Origin of the sequence: Azonexus sp. IMCC34842 (assembly GCF_050368855.1) — a bacterium.
In the GTDB taxonomy this organism is placed as follows: Bacteria; Pseudomonadota; Gammaproteobacteria; order Burkholderiales; family Rhodocyclaceae; genus Azonexus; species Azonexus denitrificans_A.
The window spans coordinates 1,579,317-1,601,212 of the sequence record NZ_CP178449.1; the positions used below are offsets into that span (position 1 = coordinate 1,579,317).

Annotated in this window: 23 protein-coding genes; 22 read left to right on the forward strand and 1 reads right to left on the reverse strand. The window is 64.3% G+C overall.

Translation table 11 applies throughout. The features are described 5' to 3' along the window. The first annotated feature begins 51 nt into the window (after positions 1-51). The 9 genes from ACLIKD_RS07485 to epsL all read left to right on the forward strand — a co-directional run bounded on the left by ACLIKD_RS07485 (position 52) and on the right by epsL (position 8,324). Complete coding sequence (locus ACLIKD_RS07485; RefSeq protein ID WP_428827808.1) at positions 52-1,788, forward strand: DUF2341 domain-containing protein; 1,737 nt, start codon at positions 52-54, stop codon at positions 1,786-1,788. Positions 1,789-1,803: 15 nt separating this feature from the next. Then, positions 1,804-2,208 carry an ExbD/TolR family protein gene (locus ACLIKD_RS07490; protein WP_428827809.1) on the forward strand — a complete coding sequence of 135 codons (405 nt, stop codon included), beginning with the start codon at positions 1,804-1,806 and terminating at the stop codon, positions 2,206-2,208. A 4-nt stretch (positions 2,209-2,212) separates the two neighbouring features. Then, on the forward strand, positions 2,213-2,617 hold the full coding sequence (locus tag ACLIKD_RS07495) for an ExbD/TolR family protein (protein ID WP_428827810.1): 405 nt from the start codon (positions 2,213-2,215) through the stop codon (positions 2,615-2,617). Between the two features lie 5 nt (positions 2,618-2,622). Then, the gene (locus tag ACLIKD_RS07500) at positions 2,623-3,282 is read left to right on the forward strand and encodes an energy transducer TonB family protein (RefSeq protein ID WP_428827811.1); all 660 of its coding nucleotides are present in this window, start codon (positions 2,623-2,625) and stop codon (positions 3,280-3,282) included. Positions 3,283-3,342: 60 nt separating this feature from the next. Next, a complete protein-coding gene (locus tag ACLIKD_RS07505) occupies positions 3,343-4,980 on the forward strand; it encodes a putative porin (protein WP_428827812.1) in 1,638 nt (545 codons plus the stop codon). Then, complete coding sequence (locus ACLIKD_RS07510) at positions 4,967-5,572, forward strand: hypothetical protein (protein ID WP_428827813.1); 606 nt, start codon at positions 4,967-4,969, stop codon at positions 5,570-5,572. The genes ACLIKD_RS07505 and ACLIKD_RS07510 overlap by 14 nt, the downstream gene beginning before the upstream one ends. Further along, positions 5,569-6,267, forward strand: a complete 699-nt coding sequence (locus tag ACLIKD_RS07515; protein ID WP_428827814.1) for a CAAX prenyl protease-related protein — start codon at positions 5,569-5,571, stop codon at positions 6,265-6,267. Before ACLIKD_RS07510 ends, ACLIKD_RS07515 begins: the two co-directional genes overlap by 4 nt. A gap of 89 nt (positions 6,268-6,356) precedes the next feature. Beyond that, the gene (gene phoB, locus ACLIKD_RS07520; RefSeq protein WP_226419584.1) at positions 6,357-7,055 is read left to right on the forward strand and encodes a phosphate regulon transcriptional regulator PhoB; all 699 of its coding nucleotides are present in this window, start codon (positions 6,357-6,359) and stop codon (positions 7,053-7,055) included. Between the two features lie 63 nt (positions 7,056-7,118). Further along, positions 7,119-8,324, forward strand: a complete 1,206-nt coding sequence (gene epsL / locus ACLIKD_RS07525; protein ID WP_428827815.1) for an XrtB/PEP-CTERM-associated polysaccharide biosynthesis outer membrane protein EpsL — start codon at positions 7,119-7,121, stop codon at positions 8,322-8,324. 3 nt (positions 8,325-8,327) lie between these two features. On the opposite strand, the gene ACLIKD_RS07530 is transcribed toward epsL, so the two are convergent. Further along, entirely contained in the window at positions 8,328-8,936 is a 609-nt protein-coding gene (locus ACLIKD_RS07530) for a lytic transglycosylase domain-containing protein (protein WP_428827816.1), read from the reverse strand. Positions 8,937-9,076: 140 nt separating this feature from the next. Between ACLIKD_RS07530 and gspG the strand changes: the two genes are divergently transcribed. The 13 genes from gspG (at position 9,077) to galE (ending at position 21,879) form a co-directional block, all read left to right on the forward strand. Next, positions 9,077-9,532, forward strand: coding sequence for a type II secretion system major pseudopilin GspG (gene gspG / locus ACLIKD_RS07535; protein ID WP_428828387.1), 456 nt, complete (start codon positions 9,077-9,079; stop codon positions 9,530-9,532). A gap of 23 nt (positions 9,533-9,555) precedes the next feature. Continuing rightward, positions 9,556-10,728: a type II secretion system F family protein gene (locus ACLIKD_RS07540; RefSeq protein WP_428827817.1), complete on the forward strand. Its 1,173-nt coding sequence runs from the start codon at positions 9,556-9,558 to the stop codon at positions 10,726-10,728. A gap of 8 nt (positions 10,729-10,736) precedes the next feature. Further along, positions 10,737-12,446, forward strand: a complete 1,710-nt coding sequence (locus tag ACLIKD_RS07545) for a GspE/PulE family protein (protein ID WP_428827818.1) — start codon at positions 10,737-10,739, stop codon at positions 12,444-12,446. Further along, positions 12,427-13,212 carry a hypothetical protein gene (locus ACLIKD_RS07550; RefSeq protein ID WP_428827819.1) on the forward strand — a complete coding sequence of 262 codons (786 nt, stop codon included), beginning with the start codon at positions 12,427-12,429 and terminating at the stop codon, positions 13,210-13,212. The genes ACLIKD_RS07545 and ACLIKD_RS07550 overlap by 20 nt, the downstream gene beginning before the upstream one ends. Then, entirely contained in the window at positions 13,205-13,732 is a 528-nt protein-coding gene (locus ACLIKD_RS07555; RefSeq protein ID WP_428827820.1) for a hypothetical protein, read from the forward strand. Before ACLIKD_RS07550 ends, ACLIKD_RS07555 begins: the two co-directional genes overlap by 8 nt. Then, on the forward strand, positions 13,714-14,283 hold the full coding sequence (locus ACLIKD_RS07560) for a hypothetical protein (protein WP_428827821.1): 570 nt from the start codon (positions 13,714-13,716) through the stop codon (positions 14,281-14,283). Before ACLIKD_RS07555 ends, ACLIKD_RS07560 begins: the two co-directional genes overlap by 19 nt. Beyond that, complete coding sequence (locus ACLIKD_RS07565) at positions 14,280-14,786, forward strand: hypothetical protein (protein WP_428827822.1); 507 nt, start codon at positions 14,280-14,282, stop codon at positions 14,784-14,786. Before ACLIKD_RS07560 ends, ACLIKD_RS07565 begins: the two co-directional genes overlap by 4 nt. A 181-nt stretch (positions 14,787-14,967) precedes the next feature. Further along, entirely contained in the window at positions 14,968-16,473 is a 1,506-nt protein-coding gene (locus tag ACLIKD_RS07570; protein ID WP_428827823.1) for a 3-hydroxybutyrate oligomer hydrolase family protein, read from the forward strand. A gap of 259 nt (positions 16,474-16,732) precedes the next feature. Next, complete coding sequence (locus ACLIKD_RS07575) at positions 16,733-17,407, forward strand: lamin tail domain-containing protein (RefSeq protein WP_428827824.1); 675 nt, start codon at positions 16,733-16,735, stop codon at positions 17,405-17,407. Between the two features lie 19 nt (positions 17,408-17,426). Continuing rightward, the gene (locus tag ACLIKD_RS07580) at positions 17,427-18,365 is read left to right on the forward strand and encodes an SdiA-regulated domain-containing protein (protein WP_428827825.1); all 939 of its coding nucleotides are present in this window, start codon (positions 17,427-17,429) and stop codon (positions 18,363-18,365) included. 128 nt (positions 18,366-18,493) lie between these two features. After that, a complete protein-coding gene (locus ACLIKD_RS07585; protein ID WP_428827826.1) occupies positions 18,494-18,772 on the forward strand; it encodes a hypothetical protein in 279 nt (92 codons plus the stop codon). A 134-nt stretch (positions 18,773-18,906) separates the two neighbouring features. Continuing rightward, a complete protein-coding gene (locus ACLIKD_RS07590) occupies positions 18,907-20,658 on the forward strand; it encodes an alkaline phosphatase D family protein (RefSeq protein ID WP_428827827.1) in 1,752 nt (583 codons plus the stop codon). Positions 20,659-20,868: 210 nt separating this feature from the next. Next, positions 20,869-21,879 carry a UDP-glucose 4-epimerase GalE gene (galE, locus tag ACLIKD_RS07595; RefSeq protein ID WP_428827828.1) on the forward strand — a complete coding sequence of 337 codons (1,011 nt, stop codon included), beginning with the start codon at positions 20,869-20,871 and terminating at the stop codon, positions 21,877-21,879. Positions 21,880-21,896 lie beyond the last annotated feature (17 nt).

Sequence of the window (21,896 nt, forward strand, 5' to 3'; positions counted from 1 at the left end):
GCTGTAAAGAACGAATTTCATAATCGATCAACTCAACACATGTCGGACATGATGAAAAACATTGCAAACTGGATGGTCGTTTCGGCAAGTCTGCTTGCCCTGACTGCGCACGCGGCCGACGGCTTTAACCCGGATGACTGGCAGTACAAGCAGAAGACGGTGATCAACACCACCGCCGATGGGGTGGAGCTGAAGCAGGGCGCCGCCCAGTTGCCGCTGGCGCTGCGCCTGCACACCGGCAATTTCGCCTTTGCCGAAGCCAAGCCGGACGGTAGCGATCTGCGGGTGACGGCTGGCGACGGCAAGACGCCGTTGCACTTCCATATTGAAAAATACGATGCGACCAACGAGCTGGCGGTGATCTGGATCCAGCAGCCCAAGCTGACGCCGTCCTCGGCCAAGGCCGATGCGCTGACGTTGTATTGGGGCAACGAAAAGGCCGCTGCCGCCAGCGATGCGCCGGGCAGCTACGATGCCGCGCAGAGTTTGGTGCTGCATTTTTCCGACAATGGCCCGGTACGCGATGCAACGGCTAATGCCAATCACCCGCGTGATTTTACGGCCAAGGCCGTGGCCGGTCCGCTCGGCGATGCGCTCAGTCTGGATGGCAGCGGCGGGCTGACTGTTCCGGCTTCGCCATCGCTGAGACTGGTGACTCCCAATGGTCTGACCTTTACCGCCTGGATCAAGCCGGCCGCCGATCTTTCCGGTACCTTGTTCGAGCAGGGCGAAGCGGGCAAGAGTCTGGCGCTGGCCATCAAGGGCGGCAAGCTGGTGGCCCTGGTCAACGGCAAGGAATTCGCCGCGAAAGCCACCGTGCTGGCCGATACCTGGCAGCACGTGGCGATGACCCTGATCGGCGGCCGGCTGACCTTCTACATCGAAGGCGCCGAGGCCGGCACGGCCGACGTTGTCGTTGCCGACAGCGGCGGCGATATCCGGATCGGCAGCGGTTTCCGTGGCGAGCTGGATGAGGTCACGCTGGCCGCCACCTCGCGTTCGGCCGATTACATCAAGGCCCTGCATGGCAGCCAGCAATCGGACAGCCCGATGCTTGGCGCCGAGGAAGAGGCGGCTGGCGAGAGCGCTTCCTACATCGGCATCCTGCTCGGCGCCTTGACGCTGGACGGCTGGATCGTCATCGGCATCCTGGCCGTGATGGCGGTGGTCAGCGTCGCGGTGATGATCGGCAAGACGCTGTTTCTCGGCCGGGCCGACAAGGCCAACAACGCTTTCCTCAGCAATTTCCGCGACAACCCGCGCAAGCTGCTGCGGCCGGATTCGATGGAGACCAAGGCGATCTCCGAAGACGATGCGATGGCCCATTCGACGATCTACCGCCTGTACAAGATCGGCATCCAGGAAATGCGCCACCGCTTTGAAACCCAGGCCCAGAGCGGCACGGAAATCAGCCTGTCGGGCGCCGCGCTCAATTCCATCCGGGCGGCGATGGATGCCGCGATGGTGCGCGAGAACCAGCGCCTGAACAGCCAGATCGTGTTGCTGACCATTGCCATTTCCGGCGGCCCCTTCCTCGGCCTGCTCGGCACCGTGGTTGGCGTGATGATCACCTTCGCGGCGATTGCCGCGGCCGGCGACGTCAATGTGAACTCCATCGCGCCGGGTATCGCCGCCGCACTGGTGGCGACGGTGGCCGGTCTGGCCGTGGCGATTCCGGCGCTGTTCGGCTACAACTGGCTGGCGATCAAGATCAAGAACGTCTCGGCCGACACCCAGGTGTTCGCCGACGAGTTCCTGACCAAGTCGGCCGAGCTTTACTCCGTCTAAGCGCAGGCGAGTCGCATGCACGTTCAGGAAGACAACCAGCCCTATGACGAGATCAACGTCACACCGATGCTCGACCTCGCCTATGTGCTGCTGGTCATCTTCATCATCATGACGACGGCTTCGGTACAGGGCGTCAAGGTCGATCTGCCCAAGTCGGTGGCCAGTTCCAGCCTGGCCAAACCGGGCACCAAGGCGGTGACGGTGGCGCAGAACGGCGACGTCTTTCTCGATGCCTACCCGGTCACCATGGAGCAGCTCGACCTGCGTCTGGCGCAATATCTGGCGGCCAACCCGGCGCTGTCCATCGTCATCAAGGGCGATGGTCGTGCGCAGTACGCCAAGGTGATGGAGGTGATGGAGTTGCTCAAGCGCAACGGCATCACCGACCTTGGCCTGGCGACGACGCGGGCGACGAGGTAAGGCGATGCACGTCCAGAGCGAAACTAAACCCTACGACAGCATCAACGTGACGCCGATGCTCGACCTCGCCTATGTGCTGCTGGTTATCTTCATCCTGATGACGACGGCATCGGTATCGGGCATGTCGATCAACCTGCCCAAGCCGTCGAACAAGCCGAGTACCGAAAAGCACGAGATCAAGGTCATCCAGATCCGGCCCGACGGCTCGCTGCATCTGAATGGCGCAGGCGTCACCGTGCGCGAGCTGGAAGCCCAGCTCAAGGCCACGATGGCGCGCGATCCCAAGGCGTCCGTCGTACTCAAGGGCGACCCGGCGGTGAACTACGCCCGCGTCGTCGAAGTGCTCGACCTGACCGGCGCCATGGGCATCGGCGCGGTCGGTCTGGTCACCGCCAGAATCGGCAACTGAAGATCATGGCCAACCCGAAACCAACGCCGCGTCGCTGGCTGATCCTCCTTGTCCTTGGCCTGCTCGGCCTCGCCCTGATCGGCCTGGTTGTCTGGGGCGTCATGAGCCTGATGGGCGGCAAATCCGGCAAGGCGCGCAAGCCGCCAGTCGTCACCTTGCTGCCGGACAAGCCGCCGCCACCGCCGCCGCCACCCAAGGAAGAAAAGAAACCGGAACCGCCGAAGGACGACAAGAAGGAAGTCAAGGTCGAGCAGCCGAAGGAACAGGCGCCGCCGGCCCAGAACGAACCGCTGAAGATGGAAGGGGCGGCCGGTGACGGTCCGAGTGCTTTCGGCGCCGGTTCGGTCGGCCGCGATTACGTCGGCGGCAATATCGGTGGCGGGGCACAGCAAGGCATGTATGCCGGCCGTCTGCAACGCCATTTGCAGGAACAACTGAACCGCAACCGCAAGCTGAAGGAATCCGACTATCGCGTCACGCTGCGCGTCTGGCTGCGCCGCGACGGTTCGGTTGAGAAGGCCGATCTCGCCCAGAGCACCGGCAGTGCGACGCTCGACGAACTGCTCAAGGAAACCTTGCTGCAAGTCGGTGCGATGCGTGACGCGCCGCCGGAAAACATGCCGCAACCGATCCGTATCCGCGTCACCGCCCGCGGCTCTCCGTAGGTCGGGCTGCCGCCTGACCCAACGTAAATAATTGTTATGAAGCAATCCTGTGAGAAATCGATGAAATTCAATCTAAAGCCTTTGCACAAGGCCATGGCCGGCGTTCTGGTAAGCATGCTGGTGGCCGGCACACCGGCCCAGGCCGATGACCGCGAATCGCTCGAAGCGCTGCGCGAAACGACCTTGAACCTGATCGATGCGCTGGTTGAGCAGGGCATCTTCAGCCGCGAAAAAGCCGACGCCGTGATCAAGGCCGCCCAGGCCAAGGCGGCGCGGTCGGCGGCGAAACAGGCGCCGAAGGCCGGCGCCCCGGTGCGCGTCCAGTACGTGCCGGAAACCGTGAAGAACGAAATCCGCGAGCAACTGAAGCAGGAAGTGCTGGCCCAGGCCAAGAACGAGCGCTGGGCCGAACCCAATGCTGTGCCGTCCTGGCTCGACCGGATCAAGTGGGAAGGCGACATTCGCTTGCGCTATCAGATGGATCGATACGATTCGGCCAACACCAAACCGCTCGATTACATCTTCGCGGCGGATAGCGGTACCACTCGTGCCGCCGGTCTGCTGACGGGAGACGAACTCAGAGGGGCAACGGCCAATACTACCGATGACCGGGAACGTTTTCGTTTGCGTGCTCGCCTGGGCATGTTGGCCAGGGTTTCCGACGATTGGAGCGCCGGGATTCGTCTGGCGACGGGTTCGGCTACCGACCGCGTTTCGACCAACCAGACGATGGGGCAGGATTTCAATAAGTACACGCTGTTCGTGGATCGCGCCTACCTCAAATACGAGCCGGTCGAATGGCTGTCGATTAGCGGCGGACGCATTCCCAATCCCTGGTTTTCTACCGATCTGGTGTGGGATGAAGACCTGAATTTTGAAGGTTTTGCAGTTACCGCCAAGCCGATAATTGGTGATGGCAGCTTCAGGCCATTCCTGACTGTCGGCGCCTTTCCGATCAGGGAAGATAGTCCGCCAACTGCGGATACCCGCTGGTTGAGTGGCGTCCAGGCCGGCGCCAAGTGGGCGTTGGCACAGCACGCCAGCCTGACCGTCGGTGCCGCCTGGTATAACTACAGCAAACTTGAGGGGCGTACCGATGGTGACCCGCAAATGGATTTGGTGCCCACCCTCGGTCGGTCCGAGTATGGCAAGGGGCTGCGGCAAAAGGGCAACACCTTGTTCTTGACCGACTTGGATCGCACGGATGGAGAGGCGCCGCAGTATTGGGGGCTCGCTTCGAAATTTCGCCCGGTCAACATCACTGCATCGCTCGATCTCGGCCATTTCGACCCGGTTCACGTCATCCTGACCGGCGACTACGTCAAGAACACCGCTTTTGATCGCCGCGAAATGCAGCGTCGCACCGGGTTGAATCTGATCGATGGCAAAGACTACGGCTATCTCTACAAGATCACCGTCGGCATGCCGAAGCTGGAGAAGCGGCACGACTGGCAGGCATCCTTCGCCTACCGCTATCTCGGCTCCGACGCGACGGTCGATGCCTTCACCGATTCCGATTTCGGTCTGGGCGGCACCAACCTGAAGGGCTACCAGCTCGGTTTGAACTACGGGGTCGATCAGAATGCCTGGCTCAGCCTGCGCTGGATGTCGGCCGAGTCGATCGAATCCTTCTCGCTCGATCCTTCCCATCGCTTTGCGGTGGATCTCCTGCAGGCTGACGTCAATGTGCGTTTCTAAATCACCGTTGTTTTCCGTGCTGCTCGCCGCGGTTGTTCTGGCGGCAGTCATGCTGACCGTTCCTGCCTTTGCCGCCGAGAAAAACGTGGACCGGAGCAAGGAGCAGGTGCGCCGCTTGCAGCAGGCGCAGCGCCAGCTGGAGCAGGAAAAGGCGAAACTGGGCGAAGAGAAGGCGGCGGTCGAAGCCGAGCTCGGCGAAGCCCGGAAAAAGGCCGAGGCCGAGACGCGACGTGCCGCCAGTCTGGCGAAAGACGTGAGTGCATTACGCACAGCGCGCGACGCCGTGGCCGGCAAGCTCGCCGAAAGCGAGGCCGAGTTGCGCCGGACCCAGGAGCAGCAACGCTTCGCCGAAGCCGAAGGCAAGCGTCTGCAGGCGGCGTTGGCTAGCGAAAAACAGCAACTTGCCGTGACCATCGAACGCAACAAGGAAATGCACAAGGTGAGCGGCGAGGTGCTCAGCCTCTACGAGAAGAAATCCTGCTTCGACAGCGCCTTCCAGCGTGAACCCTTGACCGGCCTGAAACGGGTCGAGATCGAGAATGCCGTCGAGGATCTGCGCGACAAGCTCGATAGCCAGCGCGCCGGTTTGTGACCGCCCGGAGCATCGAGCCCGGCGGCCTTTGCTCGCCGGCCCTGCTGATTCGGCTAATCCCCTTTGCCGTCTTCATTGGCCTGCTGGCGCTCGAACCCTGGCTGGCCCGACAGTTGGCCGATGTCTTCGATACGCGCTGGCTCTATGGTTGGCGGTCGATTGTCGTCGCCGGCTTGCTGGCGCTGATGTGGCGGCGCTATGCCGAGCTCAGGGTTGACCTTCCGGGAATTGGCGAATGCCTGCTGGCCGTGGGGGTCGGGCTGGCCGTGCTGGTCGTCTGGCTGATGCTCGATGCCGGTTTTTTCGTGATCGGCCAATCCGGTTCCGGCTTCGATCCGCGCCAGCCGGACGGCAGGCTCCACTGGCCGCTGGCCGTGATGCGGCTGGCCGGTTCGGCGCTGGTCGTGCCGGTGATGGAGGAGCTGTTCTGGCGCTCGCTGGTGATGCGCTGGCTGGTCGCCACCGACTTCGTCGCAGTGACCCCGGCCAAAGTGGGAATTTCCGCCTTGCTCATTTCCAGCGTGGTCTTCGGCTTCGAACATAGCCAGTGGGCGGCCGGTATCGTGGCTGGCCTGGCCTATGGCTGGCTGTACCGGCGCAGCGGCAATCTGTGGCTGGCGATTCTCGCCCATGTCGTGACCAATGCCGGGCTTGGCCTGTGGGTGTTGGCGGCCGGCGCCTGGTATTTCTGGTAGCGGAATGCCGTCGGCAATCTGAGCATCATATTCCCGTAATCTGCAGCGAATATCCTGAGAAGTCGTAAAAGTTCGTAAATGGGCAAGTGATGTCAGCGAGAATTCTGGTAGTTGAAGACCAACCGGCGATCAATGAATTGATTGTCGTAAACCTCGTGCACGCCGGGTTCAAGGTGATGGCGACGGAGGATGCCGAAACCGCCTGGCAGATGCTGATTGCCTCCCCGCCCGAGGTCATGCTGGTGGACTGGATGTTGCCCGGCATGTCGGGCTATCAGTTGATCCGCCATATCCGGGCGGACAGTCGCTACCGGGATATCTCGGTGATCATGCTGACGGCGCGTTCCGACGAGGTGGACAAGATTTCGGCGCTCGAGGCCGGGGCTGACGACTACGTCACCAAGCCGTTTTCGCCGCGCGAGCTGGTCGCCCGGGTCAAGGCCGTGCTGCGCCGGCGCGACCCGCAGATGGCCGAAGGGGCGGTGGCCCTCGGCGGTCTCAGCCTGCAGCCGCACACCCGGCAGGCGCTGGCCGGCAACGATCCGATCTGCCTTGGCCCGACCGAATTCCGCCTGCTGCACTTCTTGATGACCCATGCCGAACGCGTGCACAGCCGCAGCCAGTTGCTCGACTCGGTCTGGGGCGGCCGCTCGCATATCGAGGAACGGACGGTCGATGTGCACATCCGGCGCCTGCGCAGCATTCTCGAAAACTACGCGCTGGACGGCATGGTGCAAACGGTACGCGGCATGGGATATCGCTTTTCCATCGTTTCGGAAAAGGCTTGACGCTCCCGCCGCAGCCTGCCTCGCCGGCGCTCTGCCGGCCGGTTTCTGACTGGATTTTTTCTCGTGCCGATTCTTGATCGTCTGTTCGTTGCCAGCACGCTGGCCGTTTCACTCGTCTCGCCGGTCTTCGCCGATCCCGACGATACCTTCAATATCTATGTCGCCGCTGGCGCTCAGCAGGACAGCAACCTGTTTCGCCAGGCCGCCAATGAGCAGAGCGACACGGTGCAGACCACCTCGCTGACCCTGGCGCTGAGCAAACCTTTCGCCCAGCAGCGCTTTTCGCTCGATGCGACCTTGATCGACTACCGTTACAGCAAGAACGACTACCTCGACTACCAGGCGAAGAACTATAACGGCGCCTGGAACTGGGCACTGTCGTATCGCCTGACCGGCGTTCTGTCGGCCAGCCGGACCGAGGCCCAGAACAGTTTTGTCGATTACACCGAAAGCACCCCGGAGCGGCGCAAGAACGTCCGGCAGACCGACGTCAATCATCTCGGCGCCGAATGGCAGGTACGCGGTGGTTGGCGCTTGCTCGGCGGCCTGACCAATACCGAGCAGAGCAACAGCCAGACATTCAGCCAGCAAAGCGGTTTCGTGCTGAATACCTGGGAGGCGGGAGCCAAGTACCTCTGGCCGGCCGGCAGCTACCTGCAACTGCTGCGTCGCGAAGGCGACGGCGAATACATCGATCAGCAACTGGTCAGCTTCGCCATGCTGCGGGCGCCGTTCAACCCGCAACACGACACCGACTTCCGGCAGATCGAGACCGAGGCGCGGCTGTTCGTGCCGTTTACCGGAAAATCCACGCTCTCCGCCAAGCTCGCCAAGCAGGCGCGCGAGCACCAGCACTTCAGCCAGCGCGACTACGATGTCTACGTCGGGCGGCTTGATTACAGCTGGCAACCGACCGGCAAACTTTCGCTGAACAGCTCGTTGCGCCGCGAGGTGGCGGCCTATCAGGATTACGCCAGCAGCTATTACCTGGGCGACGGGGTGAACCTGCAGCCGACCTGGCAGATCAGCGCCCGGACGGTGATGCGCCTGAATTACGACTGGCAGCGCCGGCGTTTCGACGGCGAGTTGATCGCCGGTCTGGCCGAGCGGCGCGACACCCTGCAGTCGATCCGCCTCGGCATCGACTGGCTGCCGGCCCGCTGGGCCACGGTGACGACCAGCATTCAGCGCGACAGCCGGAAATCGAGCCGGGACAATTTCGATTTCAGTACCAACATCCTCAGCGTCAATGCTCGCCTGAATTTTTGATTTTCAGCGCCCGCCCAGCCTCTGGTAATGCGCCACGACCAGCGGCACGTAGCGGCGGGTTTCGGCGTAGGGCGGCAGACGGCGGCCGTAGCGAATGACCGCGCCTTCGCCGGCGTTGTAGGCGGCCAGCGCCAATTCCAGATTGTTGTCGAAGAGGGCCAGCAGGTCGCGCAGATAACGGGCGCCGGCGCGGATATTTTCGCCGGGGTCGAGCAGGTTGACCGTGCCGTAGCGGCTGGCCGTCGCCGGCAGCAATTGCATCAGCCCGGTCGCTCCCTTGGGTGACACGGCACCCCGGTTGTAGCCCGATTCGACGGTGATCACCGCGTGCAGCAGCGCGGCGTCGACGCCGGTGTCGCTGCTGGCGCGCAGCACGGCATCGTGAAACGGCCGCTCGCCGAAGGGCAGGGCGAGCACGCCGCGCGGCGCGCGCATGGCGGCACGCGCCGGCTCGAACCGGTCGGCGAGGACCAGCCGGTAACGCCGGTCGTCGGGGATGTTGCTGAGGTGCTCGACGCCGTCTTCATCGACGAAGCTGAAAATGCCGCCGGCCGCCAGGGCCGGGGCCGAAACAACGATGGCGAGACAGAACAGGGCGGGGCGCAGGGGCATCGGCGCAGCCTACCCGTCGCGTGTTACAGCAGATTGACCATGGCATGACCTGGCGCCAAACAATCTCCCGTTCGTCATTCTCCTGTAACGCGCGATACCTAGCATGGCCGGTACTTTCAACGACTATTGGCGATCTCGTGCTGCGCTACCTGTTCTCCTGCCTCACCCAGCGTCTTTCCCCGGCTGCCGGCTTGCGCCAGCGTGGTTTCACGCTGCTCGAACTGCTCGTCGTGATGGTCATCATCGGCCTGCTCGCCGGCTATGTCGGGCCGAAATACTTTTCGCAGATCGGCAAGTCCGAGGTCAAGGCGGCGCGGGCCCAGATCGATGCGCTGGAAAAGGCGCTCGACCAGTACCGCCTCGACGTCGGCCACTACCCGACCACCGAACAGGCGCTGGCCGGGCTGATGAAGCGTCCGGCCGGCGAAAACCGCTGGCAGGGGCCGTACCTGAAAAAGGACGTGCCGGCCGACCCCTGGGGCAATGCCTACCAGTACCGCCAGCCGGGCGAACATGGCGAACTCGACCTGTTCTCCTACGGCAAGGATGGCAAGCCCGGTGGTGAGGGCGAGGCTGCCGACATCACCAACTGGTGAGTTGCGCCGCAATGGATTACGAAGTGACCGCGGTATTCCCCGGGCAGGGCGTTTCGCTGCTCCGGGTGGCTGCCGATTCGCCGGAAGCGGTGGCGTCGGCGCCGGCCCTGCAGGGCGGCCTGGTCGTCTCGCTGCGGGCACTCGGCGAGCAAAAAGGCGGCGGGCGGCGCGGCAAGTTTCCGCTGCCACTGTTTACCCGCCAGTTGCTGGCGCTGCTCCAGGCCGGGCTGACCGTGGTCGAAGGGCTCGATACCCTGGCCGCCCAGGATCAGGGTTCGATTACCTCCGAGGTGATCGGCCGCCTGCTGACCGACCTGCGCGAAGGCCAGTCGCTGTCGGCGGCCTTGCAACGCCAGCCGGAGGCCTTTCCGAATTTGTATGTGGCCACCGTCAAGGCCAGCGAACAAACCGGCGACATGCCGGAAGCGCTGCAACGCTATATCGTCTTCCACGAAAAGCTGGCCGACCTGAAAAAGAAGATCGTCAGCGCCGCCATCTACCCGGTGATGCTGATGTCGGTCGGCGGCATCGTCACGCTGTTCCTGCTCGGCTACGTCGTGCCGCGCTTCAGCCTGGTTTTCGCCGACAGCGGCCGCGACCCGCAAGGCGTTTCCAGCCTGCTCTTTGCCTGGGGCGGCTTCATCAACCAGCACGCCGGCGAACTGGCGATCGCTGCGCTGGTGGCGGTGGTCGGCCTTGTCGCACTGTTCAGATTGCCCGCCGTGCGGGCTGCCGCGGCCCGCGCCGCGTGGCGTTTTCCGGGCATGGGCGAGCGCATCCGGCTGGTCTATCTGGCGCGGTTCTACCGCACCACCGGCATGCTGCTGCGCGCCGGCATCCCGCTCAAGACGACACTCGGCATGGTTGCCGACATCCTGCCGGCTGCCTTGCGCGAAGGCTTGCTGCGGGCGGTCGCCGATATCGAACAGGGGCGGCCGTTTTCGCGGGCCGCCGAGGGCGGCGGGCTGACCACGCCGGTCGCCCTGCGGATGATCGCCGTCGGCGAACGCAGCGGCCAGCTCGGCGACATGATGGAAGCAGTCGCCACCTTTTACGACGAGGAAATCAACCGCTTCGTCGACACCTTCACCCGTTTGTTCGAGCCACTGCTGATGACGATCATCGGCGGCATTGTCGGCGGCATCGTGTTGCTGCTCTACATGCCGATTTTTGAACTGGCCGGCAATTTCCAATAGGCGTGGCGATGAATTCACCTTCCGAAGAACGGCTGCTGATCGACAGCTTAGAACGCGATGCATTGCTCGCCGAGGCCCGCCGGCTGGCCACGGCCGGCGGCGGGCTGGCGGCGGTGATGGCCGGCTTGCAGGCCGATTTCGGGCAGAGCGAGGAAGCGGCTGGCGAACTGACGGCGGCGGCTTTCGGTCTGTCGGCGATCAGTCTGGCCGAACTGTCCGACTATTCGCTGGCCCTGGATCTGGCGCCGTTTGCCGAATTCATCCGCCGGCAGGCGCTGGTTCTCGACATCGGCGAGGCCTATCTGGTGGCGACGCCGAATCCGTTCGACACGGTGCTGCGCGACTGGCTCGAAGGCCTGGTGCCGCTCGGCCGGCCGTTGCACTGGCGTCTGGTGCCGGCCTCGGTGCTGAGCGCCTACCTGACCCGCGAGGAATCCCGGGTGCGGGCGCTGGATGGCAGCCTGGGCGGCGAAGGCGGCCAGATCGCCATCGGTTCGGTGGCGGAAGACCTGTCGCTGCAACGCATTTCGGAAGACGGCAGCCCGGTCGTCCGGCTGCTCCGTTCAACACTGCATGACGGCCTGAAAGCCGGGGCCAGCGACATCCATATCGAGGCCCACAGTCGCGGCCTGGCGATCAAGTACCGGATCGACGGCGTACTCAACTACGCCGGCTCGATCGATGGCAGCGATACCGCCGAACAGATGATTTCGCGGGTCAAGGTGCTCTCCGACCTCGATATTTCCGAACGCCGCGTGCCGCAGGACGGCCGTTTCAAGGTCAGTTGGCAGGGCCGCGAAATCGACATCCGCGTCTCGATCATGCCGAGCATCTGGGGTGAGGATGCGGTATTGCGGGTCCTCGACAAGCAGGCGCTGACCGACCACCTGCAGGGCCTGCGCCTCGATGCCATGGGTTTCGACGCCGACATCATGGCGCGCATCCGCCGGCTGGCCAGCGAACCTTACGGCATGGTGCTGGTCACCGGCCCGACCGGCAGCGGCAAGACGACCACGCTGTACGCCGCGCTGAGCGAGATCAATCGCGGCGAGGACAAGATCATCACCATCGAAGACCCGGTCGAGTACCAGTTGTCCGGCGTGCTGCAGATTCCGGTCAACGAGAAAAAAGGCCTGACCTTTGCCCGCGGCCTGCGCTCCATCCTGCGCCACGACCCGGACAAGATCATGGTCGGCGAAATCCGCGATTCGGAAACCGCGCAGATCGCCGTGCAGGCCGCCCTGACCGGCCACCTCGTATTCACCACGGTGCACGCCAACAACGTCTTCGACGTGATCGGCCGCTTCCTGCACATGGAGGTCGACCCGTACAACCTGGTTTCCGCCCTCAACGGCGTCATCGCCCAACGGCTGATCCGCACGCTGTGCACGGCCTGCATGAAGCCCGTGGTGCCGAGCCCGGAAGCCTTGAGCGACGCCGATATCGATCTGGCTGCCAGCAGCGGCTGGCAGTTTCAGCAGGCGGTCGGCTGCGGCACCTGCCGCGGCACCGGCTACCGGGGCCGGCGGGCGATTGCCGAATTGCTCGTGCTCAACGACGAAATTCGCGAACTGATCATCAGCCGGGCGCCGATCCGCCAGCTCAAGGAAGCCGCCCGGCGCGGCGGCACCCGCTCGCTGCGCGAAAGTGCCCTCGATCTCGTGCGCGACGGTGCGACCAGTCTGGAGGAGGCCAACCGTGTCACTTTCGTGGCTTGATCGCCTGACCCTGTTCATCCACCCGCAACGCATCGTTCTCGAACGGCAGCCCTGGCGCGGCGCGGCCACCCGCCAGTCAGCCGACGTGGCGCTGCCGGCCAGCGGCGAAGCCGACTGGCAGCCGGCACTGGCCGCCGCCGAAGCCTTGCTCAAGGCGGAAGGCAAGCGGGGGGCCGCACTGCGCATCGTCGTCGCCGACCATTTTGTCCGCTACGCGCTGTTGCCGTGGAGCGAAAACATCAGCGGCAACAAGGCGCGGCTGGCCATGGCCCGGGCGTTGCTGAAGAACACGCTGGGTGACAAGGCGGAAAAGCTGGAGATTGCCCTCGATCATCCGGCCTTCGCAAAGAACGGCCTGGCCGCCGGTATCGACCGCCAGCTGCTGGCCGGCCTACGCGCCGCCGCCAAGGCCCGGCGGCTGCGGCTGACGACGCTGCAACCGCGGCTGATCGCCGAACTGGCGGCCCGGCACCGGCAACTGGTCGATGGCTGGTTCGCCTGCCTCGACGCTGAATGGCTGACCCTGGCCGGCCTGTGCGGCGGCGAACTCGTCAGCCTGCGCAACCATCGCGCCAGTACCGGCGATCCGGCGCTGCTGGCCGGCGAACTGGCCGGCCTGCTGGCGGCGGAAAGCACCGCGCCGCCAGGCGCAGTGGCCGGCAAGAAACTGTTCATCGCCAGCCGCCAGGTGGCTGTGCCGATCCTCGCCGGGGGCTGGGAGACGACGAACTGGCCAGCTGCCATTGGTGGTGATGCGCATGCGTGAAATTGAACTCGATTTTCAGCCGCGGCGTCCCGGTCTGCTGCCGGTGGTCCTGCTGCTCGTCGGTGCGCTGCTCGCGGCCGACGTCTGGCACGAATATAGTGCGCTGCGCGACCAGCTCACGGCAGCCGAATCGCGCCTCCAGCAGGCCGAGCGGCGGGCCGAACGGCTTGATGCCGGGCGCCGCGACAGTCGGCCGGAGAATGTCTTTACGGCCGACGAAAGCAAGGCCCTGCGTCAGGCGATCGCTGCCATCCGGATCGACTGGGAAGGGCTCTACCACAGCATCGACCAGGCGGTCAGCGAGGAGGTCAGTCTGCTCGCCATCCGTCCCAGCGCGGCCGGCAAAGCGGTGCAGATCTCCGGCGAGGCACGCGACATGGTGGCGGCCCTGGCTTTCGTCGAGGCACTGCGCCGCGCCCCGCTGGCCCAGGTGGTCTTGCTGTCGCACCAGGTCAAGCAGAACGATCCGCAACATCCCATCATTTTCGAGATTGCCGCGACATGGCTGACCGGTTCCTGAAGCTCCTGCTGGCCCGCCTGCGCTTTGCCGCCGCCAACCTGCCGGTGCTGCCGGCGCTTGCTTTGCTGCTGGTCGGCGCGGCCGGCCTCGGCCAGCTGTTCCTGCTGCCCGGCCAGGAAGCGGCCATCGAAGCCAGCGAGCACCGTCTGGCCAGCCTCGAGCGCAGCGCCCGGCGGGCGGCGATCGAGCGCCAGAGTGTCCAGGTCTCGCCGGAAGATACGCGGCAACGCTTGCTCGACCGCTTTCCCAGCGAAGACCAGCTCAATGCCGAACTCGGCCGCCTGCTCGAGATGGCGGCCACGGCGGGTTTGACTATCGTGAGCGGCGATTACCGGCTGATGCCGGCCAAGGACGGCCTGTTCGACCGTTATGTGCTGAATTTTCCGGTCAAGGGCGATTACCGGAAGATACGCGGCTACGTGCAGGCGGTGCGCAGCGAATTTCCCGATCTGGCCGTCGACGATATCGCGCTGCGCCGCGAGAACATCGCCAGCGCCGAGGTCGAGGCGCAACTGCGTTTCGTCCTGTTCGGCCGGAGGAAAGCGGCATGAAGGCGAAACAGCGCTGGCTGATTCTCGGCGGCCTGCTGCTCGCCACGCTCGCCGCCGCCTACATGGCCGAGGACGAGGCCCCGGCCGCCACCGGCCAGCGCCAGGCCGCCAACCCGGCCGGCCAAGCGCGTCGGGCGGCCGGCCCCGACAAACTGGCCGAAACGGCCGCGCCGCCGCTCAGTTTCCCCGAACCGGTGGCCGGAAAGGATGAGGAGGGCGAGGTCATCGACCCGTTCCGCAACAAGAGCTGGTATGTCTCGCCACCGCCGCCGCCACCACCCAAACCGACGGCGCCGCCGCTGCCTTTCCAGTACCTCGGCAAGCTCAGCGAGGACGGCGAAACCCGCGTCTTCCTCAATCATCAGGGCAAGCACCTGATCGCCAAGGTCGGCGACGTGATCAACGGCACCTACAACGTCGAAGAAATCGCCGGCGGGCAGATGACTTTCCTCTATCAGCCGTTGCAGGAAAAGCAGACCCTGGCCATCGGCAGCGAGCGCTAATCGGGCGCCGGCCGGCCGCCTGGGCTGGCACGGATGAGCCGAACGGCTCATGTTTTCTGCTTTGAATTGAAATAATTCGAGCCGATGATCGATATGCCGTCGGGCTGGCAAGGCGTTATTGTCAGGGACGGCATGCTCCGGTCGCCCCGACCGGGCAAACAATAACGACAGGAGACAAACCATGAAGTCCGTAACCAACCCATTATCGTTACCCGCGGTGCGCTGCCTCGGCGCGCTGATCATGCTGCTCGGTGCCGGTGCGGCGCATGCCGACCGCTGCGCCAACCTGGTTCAGGCTTTCGGCAACCGGCTGGCCGACGTCAGCTGCGTCGACAGCACGGATCTGACCACGGCCAACCCGGCGACGACGCCCGCCAACAATTCGCTGCCCGGCCTGCCGCCCTTTGCCTTCACGCCGCAGAGCGACCGGGCGACGATCGCCCCGGACCCGGCCAACCGGACGCCGATCAAGGGGCCGGTGCCCGGCCTCCAGCTCAACGCCCGCATCGCCAGCGACCCGACTGGCCAGGCGCGCTTCCTGTTGCGCCTGCCGGCCAACTGGAATGGCCGCCTGGTGGTGGCCGGGGCGTCCGGCACGCGCAGCGAGTTCAACGGCGATTTCGCCTGGAGCGATTACGTCGTCCAGAAAGGCTACGCCTACGCCTCGCAGAACAAGGGGGTGCTCAATCTCAAGCTGAGCGATGGCAGCGATCCGCTGGCCTGCCGTCTTAACCCGACCTCGCCGACCTGGGCGCATTTCTACGATAACGATCCGGGCCAGGAATTCACCCGCTGGCGGGATTTCATGGTGCTTGCCTCGAAACTGGCCCACCAGGGGGCTGCCGCCCATTACGGCCGGGCGCCGCGCTACACCTACGCGGTCGGGACTTCCAACGGTGGCTACCAGGTTCGTCGGGCGGTCGAGTCGGCCCCCGAATGGTTTGCTGGCGGTGTCGATTGGGAAGGCACTTTCGTCGATGCCAATGCCGCCAATCTGCTGACCGATTTGCCGGCGGCGGTGCTGAATTTCCCCGACTATGTCGATGGCGGCATGGATGCAACCAGTCTCGCCGCCCGGAATATCCGGGCCGCCGGTTTTCCGCCGGATCTCGGCAGCGGTGCCACGTCGCTGTGGTCGATGAATTCCGCGTCGTTCTGGGAAGTGACGCTGTGCCAGTGGCAGAAGCGCCTCGATCCGGCCTACGACACCTATGGCAGCGGCCCGGAAAACTACAATTACAGCGCCCGGCAATCGGTCTCCGAAGTTGGCGACAACGTCGCCGATTTTTCCACCAGCGGCCGCCTGCAGCGTCCACTGATCACCGTGGCCGGCACGATGGATGCGCTGCTGCCGATCGACCACCACGCCCGGGCCTATGCCCGCAAGGTCGCCGCGGCCGGTCGTCAGGAAGCCGATGGCGATGAGCATCGGCATCGCCACCACCCCGAACGCCAGCCGGCCTACCGGCTCTATGAGGTACAGAACGGCAATCACATCGAAACCTACAAGCTGACCCTGCCGCAACTGGAGCTGATCCAGCCGCACGCCCAGCGGGCTTTCGATCTGCTGGTCGGCCATGTCGAGCAGGGCAGGGCGCTGCCGCCTGACCAGTGTATCGGGCGCGGCCAGAGCATCGGCGCGGTCCCTGCCCAGCCGGGCCATTGCGCCGAACTGCTGGTGCCCTGAGTTCGGCCGGGAGCCATTCCCGGAATGTCTGCGGCAGTGCTTGCCCGGTTGGTCAAGCCTGCCGCACCGCCGCACCGCCGCACCGCCGCCCCGATGAGCCGATCGGCTCAGGTTTTGCTACGGGCGATGTCACAAGCATGCAATTCGCTACCGGTATAAATCGAAAGGTGCTCTGCCGACGCCGCGCCAGACGACTGCATCGCTGACGCTCGCGGGCGGGGCCGGCCCTTCCGACCCCCAACCCCTATGGAGTAATCCCATGACGAAGTTCCCGCGCGCTGTTGTTGCGGCGCTGCTCATTGCCAGCCCGCTGGTGGCATTCGCCGCCACCCCCAATGTCCAGATTACCGAGTGGATGTACAACGGCAACGACGCCACCGGCGAGTACATCGAATTCACCAACTTTGGCAATTCGGCGGTGGATTTCTCCGGCTGGTCGTTCGACGACAGTTCGCGCGCGGCCGGCTCGGTCAGCCTGTCGGCATTCGGCATGGTCGCGGCAGGCCAATCGGTGATCCTCACCGAGGCGCAGGCTACCGACTTTCGTGCAGCCTGGGGCCTGACCGACAGCGTCAAGGTGATCGGTGGCAATAGCAACAACCTGGGGCGTAGCGACGAGATCAATATCTATAACGCCGGAGGACAGCTGGTCGACAGCCTGACCTACAGCGACCAGACCTTTGCCGGTACCGTGCGGGCCCAGAACGCCAGCGGCAATCCCGTCACCCTGGCCGAACTTGCATCGAGTACCGTGACCTCCGGCTGGGTTCTCGCCGAGGCCGGCGACCGCTACGGTTCCCGTGCGTCTACCCTCGGCGATCTCGGCAATCCCGGCCAGTTCGTCCTGGCTGCGGTGCCCGAGCCGTCCGGCTATGCGATGTTCGCCGCCGGCCTGCTGATGATCGGCGGCCTTGCCCGTCGCCAGAGCAAGTGATTTCCGGAGTCCATCGCAAATGAACATCAAACACCTGATTCTGGCCGTGGCGACCGCTTTGGGCGCCACCGCTCAGGCTGCCGATTCGCTCGATCTCTCGCGCTACCAGCTGGCCGCCAGCTATAAGCTCGACACCCTGGGCGGCATGGGCCTGGAAGCTTCGGCAGTGACCTACGCCCGTGACCGCGGCACGCTGTTCTTCGTCGGCGACGAAGGGACGGGCGTCGTCGAAATCTCGCGGACCGGGCAGACGCTCGGTTCGATGAGCTTCAGCAACTGGCCGTCGGCCAGTTCCAACCACGATGCCGAGGGCCTGACCTACCTCGACAACGGCGTCCTGGTGGTCGCCGAAGAACGCCTGCAGGATGCCTACAAATTCACCTATCAGGCCGGTGGCAGCGTCGCGCTGGCCAACGCGCCGTCGGTTTCGTTCGGCAACACCGTCGGCAATGTCGGCACCGAAGGCATCAGCTACGATCCGCGCAACGGCAGTTTCGTCACCGTCAAGCAGGACAATCCGCAGGCCGTGCTGGCCGGCAACCTGAGCTTCGCGGCGGGCGGCGGCGTATCGTCGCTGCAAGCCTTGTTCAATGCCGATGCCAAGCTCGGCCTGGCCAGCCTGTCCGATGTCCAGACGCTGTCGCCGGTCGATTCGCTGATCGGTACGGCGGCAGCCGACAACCTGCTGATCCTCAGCCTCGATTCGCGCAAGCTGATTGAGATCAACCGGAGCGGCCAGGTACTGAGTACCTTCGATCTCTCCGGCATCACCACCCAGGCGATCGAGGGCGTCACCGTCGATGAGAAAGGCGTGATCTACCTCGTCGCCGAAGACTCGGGCACGCCGAACTCGAAGCTCTTCGTGTTGACCGCGGTGCCCGAACCGGAAAGCTACGCGATGCTGCTGGCCGGCCTGCTCGGCGTGGCCTGGCGGGTCCGTCGTCAGCGCGGCAACTGAAGCGGCCCGGAGGGCGCCGTAATGGGTGGCTGGCAAGCGGCCGGCCACCCATGCCTTGGTCATTTATGCTTCATTGGCAGGTAACAAACCCCGGTTAGATTCGGATTTTTGTTGATCGGGAGAATCCCATGACGCGCGAGGAAATGATTCGTCAGCTGGTGCTGGCCCGGCTGACGTCCGGCGACGATATCGACCGCCATATACAGCTTGGCAATCTGCTCGAAGAGGGCTTTCCCGGCTTTCGCAATTTCACGGATCGCCAGTTGAAGTCGGAAATTCGCTGCCTGGGGCTGGATATTGAAGACGACGCGGCCGAGCCGCCGTTCGACTGTTATTTGCAGGACGAGGTTTTCGACTCCAGCCTGTCGGCCGGCCACGGCCTGGCGCTGCATTTCGCCAGCGAATAATCGCCGCGCAGTTTGCCTTTTTCGGCAGAACGGCTCATGAGCCGTTGGCAATGCTGGTGAGATATTTCGGACACCTTGGTGTAACTCCGCGTCATTAAGCTCGGAAGACTTGTCCCACTTCCGGTATTGACGCCATGACTTCACGAATTCTTAACCTTCGCCGTCGTTTCCTGCGCCAGCTTTCGCTCGGTGGTGCCGTTGCTTCCGCCGGCTCGGTTCTGCCGCGCCGCGCCCTGGCCCATGAAATGGACAGCGAGCGCTTCTCCGAAGCCGAGCACAAGGCCATGGTGCAACATGGCCATCGCCTCAAGGTCAGTTTCGATCACGGCGTGGCCAGTGGCGATCCGCTGGCACGCCAGTTGATCATCTGGACACGGGTCAGCACGGAGCGCGGCGGGATCGTTCCCGTTCTCTGGGAAGTCGCCACCGACCGGCATTTCCGGCGCGTCGTCGGCAACGGCATCAGCCGTACCGGCAGCGACCGCGACTACACGGTCAAGGTCGATGTCCGCGGCCTGCGTCCGGATACCCGTTACTACTATCGCTTTGTCGTCGGCCGGACGGTTTCGCCAGTCGGCTGCGGCCGCACGCTGCCGGTCGGGCGCGTTGCCCAGGTCAAGCTGGCGGTGTTCACCTGCTCCAATTATCCGGCCGGTTACTTCCACGTTTACGCCGAGGCGGCGCAGCGCGACGACCTCGACTTCGCCGTCCATCTCGGCGATTACATCTACGAATACGGCCGCGATCAATACGCTTCCGAGGACGCCGCCGCGCTCGGCCGCGAAGTCGAACCGGCCGGCGAACTGCTCAGCCTCGCCGACTACCGCCAGCGCTATGCCCAGTACCGCAGCGATCCGGATCTCCAGGCGGCGCACGCCGCGATGTCCTTCATCAATGTCTGGGACGACCACGAGATCGCCAACGATACCTACAAGGATGGCGCCGAAAACCATGACGAAAGCAGCGAAGGTTCCTTCTCGACGCGGCGGGCCGCGGCCCTGCAGGCCTTTCACGAATGGCTGCCGATTCGCAGCCCGGACCCGCGCCGGCCGGAACTGATCAGCCGCTCCTTCGCCTTCGGCAATCTGCTGGCCCTGCACATGCTGGATACCCGCGTCATTGCCCGCGACCGTCAACTGGATTACGCCAACTACTTCGGCAGCGACGGCAGTTTCGACGGCGCCCGCTTTGCCGCCGATCTGGCCGATACCAGCCGGCAATTGCTTGGCGCCGAACAATTGCTCTGGCTGCAGCAGCAAATGACCGGTTCCGGCGCCACCTGGCAAGTGCTCGGCCAGCAGGTCTTGATGGCGCGCATGAACATCCCGGCGCCGCTGGTGCTCGGCCAAATCGGTTTCTCGGCCTATTCGGCCTTGGTCGCCAAGGCCCAGGCCAACCCGGCCGCGTTGAGCGCCGGCGAACGCGCCATCCTCGCCCAGCCGGCCATTCCTTACAATCTCGATGCCTGGGACGGCTATGCGATGGCCCGTGAAATGGTCCTCGGCATGGCCCGGAGCCTCGACAAGAACCTCGTCGTGCTGGCCGGCGACACGCACAATGCCTGGGCCAGCGACCTGCTCGACTACCAGGGCAACCCGGTCGGCGTCGAATTCGCCGTGTCTTCCGTTTCGTCGCCCGGCTTCGAGGCCTATTTCCCGACGGAAAATCCGGCCCTCGTCGCGGCCGGACTGGAAAGCATCATCGGCCCCCTCAAGTACGCCAATACCGGCGACCGCGGCTACATGGTGATCACCGCGACGGCGCGCGAATGTCGCAGCGACTGGCATTTCGTCAGCACCGTCAAGGCGGTCGATTACACCGCCTTCACCGGCAAATCGCTGCGCACCTTGCCGGGTCTGGCCAACCGCCGGCTGGCCCCGGTCTGATTCGGCGTTTGCAATAGCAGTACGCCGGGTTGTTCGCTGCACCGTTCCCGAACGGTGCAGCGAACCCGAACGTCCGCCATCGCCTGAGCGAGCGGCGCGTTTCCGCGGGGGTGATTGCCTTGGCCGGTTCTTTTCCGGTTGCTAATAGGGCAGAATGACACTTGATAACCATCAGGTGCTCAGCATCTACATCTGGCATTCGGGGAAAAAATGATACTGGTAACTGGAGGGGCGGGTTATATCGGCTCGCATACTGTCGTCGAGTTGTTGGCAGCGGGCCATGAATTGCTGATCCTGGACAATTTTTCCAATAGTTCGCCCAAGGTGCTTGAGCGGATCGAGCAGATATCGGGCAAGCGCCCTGTCGTCATCGAAGGCGACATTCGCGACGCGGTGCTGCTGGAAAAGCTGTTTGCTGCCTATCCCGTTACCTCGGTGATCCATTTTGCCGGCCTCAAGGCGGTCGGCGAGTCGGTCGCGCAGCCGATGCGCTATTACGACAACAACGTGGTCGGTTCCTTGGGGCTGTTCGAGGCGATGGCCAAGGCGGGTGTCTATCGGCTGGTTTTCAGTTCGTCGGCCACCGTCTATGGCGATCCGCACAGGGTGCCGATCGACGAGAGCTTCCCGCTCCAGGCGACCAATCCGTACGGGCGCAGCAAGCTCGTCATCGAGGACATGCTGCGCGATATCGGGCAGGCTGACCCGCAATGGCGGGTCGCGCTACTGCGTTACTTCAATCCGGTGGGCGCGCATGCCAGCGGATTGATTGGCGAGGACCCACAGGGCATGCCTAATAACCTGATGCCTTTCGTTGCCCAGGTCGCGGTCGGCCGCCGCGAAGCGCTCAGCGTTTTCGGCGGCGATTACCCGACGCCCGACGGTACCGGCGTGCGCGACTATATCCATGTCGTCGATCTGGCCCGCGGCCATCTGGCCGCGCTGGCGGCGCTGGACCGGCAGTCCGGCATCGTCCCGATCAACCTGGGGACTGGCCGCGGCTACAGCGTGCTGGAAGTGGTCGCCGCTTTCGAGAAAGCGAGTGGCCAGAAAATCGCCTATCGCATTGTCGATCGCCGCCCCGGCGATATCGCCGCCTGCTATGCCGACCCGGCGCGGGCCAGGGAAGTGCTCGGCTGGTCGGCCGACCGCGACATCGACACCATGTGTGCCGATGCCTGGCGCTGGCAGTCGGCCAATCCGTCCGGCTTCAACGTCTGAGCAGTGGAGCCGGGGCG